This is a genomic window from Janibacter sp. CFPM2_SD2, from assembly GCF_057364645.1.
The window spans coordinates 1-4902 of the sequence record NZ_JBNFOF010000219.1; the positions used below are offsets into that span (position 1 = coordinate 1).

Here is a 4902-nt window from a genome sequence, read left to right on the forward strand (position 1 = left end):
TTCGTCGCCGACTTCACCCGCGCCGACGTCGACGAGGTCTTCGAGCTGCGGCGGCTGCTGGAGAGCCGGGCCGCGCAGCGGGCGGCGGCGCACCGCACGGACGAGCAGGTGGCCGGGCTCGGGCGGCTCGTGGACGAGATGGCGGCGCTGCCGACGCACGACCGTGACGCCCTGCACCGCAACAACCGTGACTTCCACGAGCTCGTCCTCGAGGCGGCCGCCTCGCCGCGGCAGCAGCGCATCGTCACCTCGCTCGCGCGCAGCTCGCCGACGCAGGGGACCTTCTTCGACTACGACGACGAGGACATCGCGCGCAGCCTGGACGTCCACCGGCTCATCGCCCGAGCCATCGGTGAGGGGCGCGCCGAGCTCGCGGGCGAGCTCATGGCCGCGCACATCCGGATGGCGCACGAGAGCTTCGTGCGGCGGCGCTTCGCCGAGCAGGGGTAGCGCCCGGGAGAGGGAGGCCGGGCAGGGGGCCGCGCTGGCAGGCTCAGTCGTCGAGCAGCGGCGCGAGCAGGTCACCGTGCTCGTCGAGGCGGTCGAGCACCTGCTCGATGTCGAGCTGCTCGAGCGCGTCGGGGTCCTCGGCCCCGGCCTCGACCTCGTCCCAGGTGCGCGGCGCCGCGACCCACGGATCGTCCCGTCCGCGCATCGAGTAGGGGCACACGGTCGTCTTGGCCGCGACATTCTGGCTCCAGTCGAGGAAGACCTTGCCCGGGCGCAGCGTCTTGGTCATCTTCCACAGCACGAGGTCGGGGTGCTTGCGCGTCATCTCCTGCGCGAGCTGCTGCGTCAGGTCGCGTACCTGGTCGCTCGTGAGGTCGCCGCCGAGCCGCGCGTAGAGCTGCATCCCCTTGCTGCCCGAGGTCACGGGGTGCAGGTCGAGCCCGAGCCCGCCGAGCCGATCGCGCAGCAGGAGCGCCACCCGGGCGCACTCGTGCAGCCCGGCGGGCTTGCCCGGGTCGAGGTCGATGACGAGGCGGTCGGGGTTGAGCGGCGTGCCCTCGTCGTCGACGCGCCACTGGGGCACGTGCAGCTCGATGCTGTTGAGGTTGACGAGGTAGGTCAGCTGGGCGAGGTCCTCGACGAGCGGGTAGGTGACGTCGTGGACGCGCACCCGCGGCAGCCAGCTCGGGGCGCCGGAGGGCAGGTTCTTCTCGAAGAAGCTCTCCCCGCCCGTCCCGTGCGGCCACCGCACCCGCGTCACGGGGCGGCCCGCGAGGTGCGCGAGGACGGTCTCGCCGGCGCGGGCGTAGTAGCTGAGGATCTCCCCCTTCGTCGTCTCCGTCGCGGGGTACATGACCTTGTCGAGCGAGGTGAGGCGCATGGTGCGGCCGCCGACCTCGACGCGGGTGACGGTGCCCTTGGGGTCAGCCATCTGCGGTCTCCTGCAGGTCGGTGGCGGTGAGGTCGGCGCGCACTCGCTGGAAGGACGGCTGCCGCAGCCGTCCCCCGCTGCTGCGGCCCAGGCTCGCGACGTCGACGACGAGCTGCGGGGTCACCCACGTGGTGCCGGCCGCGTCCTCGCGCGGCACCTCCGTGACGAAGGGGGAGTCCGTCACCTCGAGCGGACGCAGTCGCGCCAGCAGGGCGGCGCCGGCCCGGCCGGCGAGGCCGGAACCGACTCGCCCGACGAAGTCCCACCCCTCGGCACCCGGCAGCCCGACGAGCACGGCACCCAGGCGGGTGCTGTCGGTCTCGGGGCGCCAGCCGCCGACGACGACCGAGATGCTGTCGCGGTGGGGCAGCTTGAGCCAGTCGGGGGAGCGCCGGCCGGGGGAGTAGGGCGAGGTGCGGCGCTTGGAGACGATGCCCTCGAGGCCCTGCTCGGCGGTCGCAGCGAGCAGACCTTCGCCGTCGTCGTGGACGGGTGGGACGTGCACGCGCGGGCCGTCGAGCTCGAGCTGCTCGAGCAGGGCGCGACGGGCCGACCACGGCTGACGGGTGAGGTCCTGGCCGAGGAGGCGCACGACGTCGAAGACGACGAAGGTCACCGGGTGCGCGACCGGCCGCCCCGGGCCCGCGCGGCGCGCGTCGCCGATGTGCATCCGCTCGGCCAGGGCGCCGAAGCTCGGCCGCCCGTCGACGAGTGAGACGACCTCGCCGTCGAGGAGCATGTCGTCGTAGAGGTCGGCGAGCGGGACGAGCTCGGGGAAGGAGACCGTCACGTCGCGACCGGACCGGCTCGTCAGGGTGAGCCCGCCGCCGCGGACGTCGGCGAGGACGCGCATGCCGTCCCACTTGACCTCGTGCGCCCACTCGGGGCCGCGCGGCACCGCGTCGGCGAGGGTGGCGAGCATCGGGCGCATGGGTCCATCCTGCCCGGTCCGTGCGTCGAGCCGCGTGGGATGCTGTCGCGCATGCCGACCCACCCGACCCGCCGGATGCTGCTCGCGGCCGGTGCCGCGGTGGGGCGCCGGGCGGGCCGGGCCGGCGTCGCTCGGCGCGTGCGGGCGCCGGTCGTGGGACGACCTCGAGCCGGCGGAGCTGACGCTCGCGACGGGCAACCCGGGTGGGGTCTTCCACCGATACGGCGAGGCCCTGGCGAAGGCCTGGCAGGAGCAGCTGCCGGGCATCACCGTGCACACGCGGGGGACCAATGCCTCGGTCGACAACGTGCGCGAGGTCGCTTCCGGGGTGAGCGACGTGGGCTTCAGCCTCGCTGACACCGCCGCCGATGCCCGGCGGGGTCGTGGGGTGTGGAACGAGCCGGTCGACCTGTGGGCGCTCGCCCGTGCCTACGACAGCTTCGTCCACCTCGTCGTGCGTGCCGACTCGGACGTGCGTGCCGTGACCGACCTCGCCGGGCGCGCGTGAGCCTGGGCGCGAGCGGGTCGGGGACGCGCGGGATCGCGTGGCGGTGCATGCGCGCGGCAGGCCTGACGAGTGATGAGTTCCGGCCCGTCGCGGAGACGCTGCAGCGGTCGGCCGATGCGCTCGCGGCGGACCGGCTCGACGCCTTCTTCTTCGTCAGCGGCCTGCCCAACACCGCGGTGCTGCACCTGTCGCAGGCGCGGGACATCCGGCTCGTGCCGCTCGGCCACCTCGTGCCGCGGCTCGTGCGGCAGCACGGCAGCGAGTTCTCCCGGTCGTCGATCCCTGCCTCGACCTACGACCTCGACCGGGCCGTCGACACCGTCAGCGTGCAGAACTACCTGCTCGTGCGCCGCGACCTCGACGAACGCCTCGTCCACGCCCTCACCCGCGTGCTCTTCGAGGCGCAGCCCCGTGTCGACGAGCTCGCCCACGGCGTGCGTCAGCCCAACATCGGCACCGCCATCTACACCTCGCCGCTGCCGCTGCACCCGGGCGCGCTGCGCTACTACCGGGAGCAGCGCGACTAGCTCGATCGCCTCGCCGGCTGTGCCGTTGCTCCGTACGGTGAGCGCGGCTGCCGGGCTCGGGCGAGCGTGGGGGAGTGCTGGGCACTACGTCGTTGCTCCGTACGGTGAGCATCGGATGTCTGGAAAGCGCTGGGGCGTGCTGGCGTTGCCTGCGCCGTTGCTCCGTACGGTGAACATCCGGTCCTCACCCGCGGTGAGCCAGGTGCATCGGGTCCGGCCCAGACCGGCAGCACGTCCGCGGCTCCGCGTGTGGCGGGCGGTGATGCCGTGCTCGGGGTACGGAGCAACGGCGTAGTGGCCATTTCGCTCGACCAGTGGCGTCGTGCCGGGTGGTCGTGCTCGGAGTACGGAGCAACGGCGTAGCGGCCCATCCGCCGGCACTGCTCGTCGTGCCGGGTGGCCCCGCCCCGGGCTACGCCGCCGGGAGCACGAGCGTCACGGCGAGCCCGCCGGTGGGGTTCGCGTCGGCGAGGTTCGCGCCCGGGCGACGAGGCCGGGCCCACCTCGAGGTCGCCACCGCAGTCGGCGAGGCGGGCGCGGACGATGGCGAGGCCGAGGCCGGTGCCCGGCACGTTCTGGTGGGCCCGGCCGCGGAAGAAGCGCGCGCCGACCTTGGCGACGTCGTCCGGGTGCAGACCGGGCCCGCCGTCGGCGACCCGCACTCGAACCGTGGGCACGCCCCCTTCGCCTGCGGGGGCCGGGGCGACCTGCACGCTGACGAGGACGGGGGAACCCGGGGCGAACTTCGCGGCATTGTCGAGCAGCGCGTCCATCGCGGTGTCGACGACCTCGGCGCTGGCCAGGGCGATCGCCGACGGGGGAGTGCGCACCTCGAGCGCGGCGAAGACCGGGTCCCACATCTGGCAGCGGTGGCGCACGAGGGCGGCGACGTCGACGGGCTCGGCGACCACCTGCGTCGCCCCGACCTGGCTGAGGTGCAGCAGCGACTCGACGGTTGCGCTCAGCCGGTCGGTCTCCTCGAGGACCGGCTCGACCTGGTCGCGGTCGACCCCGTCGGAGGCCAGGCCCTCGACGCGCAGCCGCAGCGCCGTCAGGGGGTTGCCGAGCTGGTGTGCGGCGTCGGCGACGAGCTCGCGCTGCTGCGCCTGCGAGGCCTCGACGCTGTCGGCCATGTCGTTGAAGGACCGGGCCAGCTCGCGCAGCTCGGGTGGGCCGGTCTCGCTCGCCCGCGCCCCCATGTCGCCCGAGCTGAGCCGGGTCGCCGTGCGGTCGAGCGCGTGCACCGGCCGCAGCACCCACCCGACGAGCGGCCGGATGACTCCGAAGACGGTCAGCAGCAGCGTTGCCAGGGCGAGCGCACCCATGAGCGCCAGGCGCACCGTCACGTCGCTGCGGACACCGTCGGTCGGGGCGGTGACGACGACGGCCCCGAGGACCTGCGCGTCTCGCCCGACCGGGGAGCCGACGAGCATCGGTTCGTCGCGCCACGGCCACGCGGTGCCGGGCGGCACGGTCGTCGCTCCGGTGAGAGCGCGCGTGACGGCCTCGTCGGTGGCCGCGTCGGTGCCTGCACCGCCGGCGCGGCTTCCCCGCC

4 protein-coding genes and 1 pseudogene are annotated in these 4902 nt (G+C 74.3%); 2 read left to right on the forward strand and 3 right to left on the reverse strand.

The genetic code is table 11. The annotated features are described in order from the left end of the window. On the forward strand, positions 1–450 hold a 450-nt coding region (locus tag AC2W7J_RS15725), incomplete at its 5' end, for a GntR family transcriptional regulator (protein ID WP_485983554.1). A 43-nt stretch (positions 451–493) separates the two neighbouring features. On the opposite strand, the gene ligD (AC2W7J_RS15730) is transcribed toward AC2W7J_RS15725, so the two are convergent. Both ligD (AC2W7J_RS15730) and ligD (AC2W7J_RS15735) read right to left on the reverse strand, forming a co-directional pair. Then, on the reverse strand, positions 494–1381 hold the full coding sequence (gene ligD / locus AC2W7J_RS15730; RefSeq protein ID WP_427801433.1) for a non-homologous end-joining DNA ligase: 888 nt from the start codon (positions 1379–1381) through the stop codon (positions 494–496). Next, the gene (gene ligD / locus AC2W7J_RS15735) at positions 1374–2312 is read right to left on the reverse strand and encodes a non-homologous end-joining DNA ligase (RefSeq protein WP_485983556.1); all 939 of its coding nucleotides are present in this window, start codon (positions 2310–2312) and stop codon (positions 1374–1376) included. Before ligD (AC2W7J_RS15735) ends, ligD (AC2W7J_RS15730) begins: the two co-directional genes overlap by 8 nt. On the opposite strand from ligD (AC2W7J_RS15735), the pseudogene AC2W7J_RS15740 reads away from it, so the two are divergent. After that, positions 2311–3347 (forward strand): annotated as a pseudogene (locus AC2W7J_RS15740) (TAXI family TRAP transporter solute-binding subunit). The gene ligD (AC2W7J_RS15735) and the pseudogene AC2W7J_RS15740 sit on opposite strands and share 2 nt — an antisense overlap. Here AC2W7J_RS15740 and AC2W7J_RS15745 read toward each other — a convergent pair. Further along, the coding region (locus AC2W7J_RS15745) for a sensor histidine kinase (RefSeq protein ID WP_485983558.1) at positions 3344–4902 on the reverse strand (1559 nt) is incomplete at its 5' end. The pseudogene AC2W7J_RS15740 and the gene AC2W7J_RS15745 sit on opposite strands and share 4 nt — an antisense overlap.

Coding starts and splice junctions, on each gene's coding strand:
- ligD (WP_427801433.1), bottom strand. CDS start 1,381: ATGGCTGACCCCAAGGGCACCGTCACCCGCGTCGAGGTCGGCGGCCGC.
- ligD (WP_485983556.1), bottom strand. CDS start 2,312: ATGCGCCCGATGCTCGCCACCCTCGCCGACGCGGTGCCGCGCGGCCCC.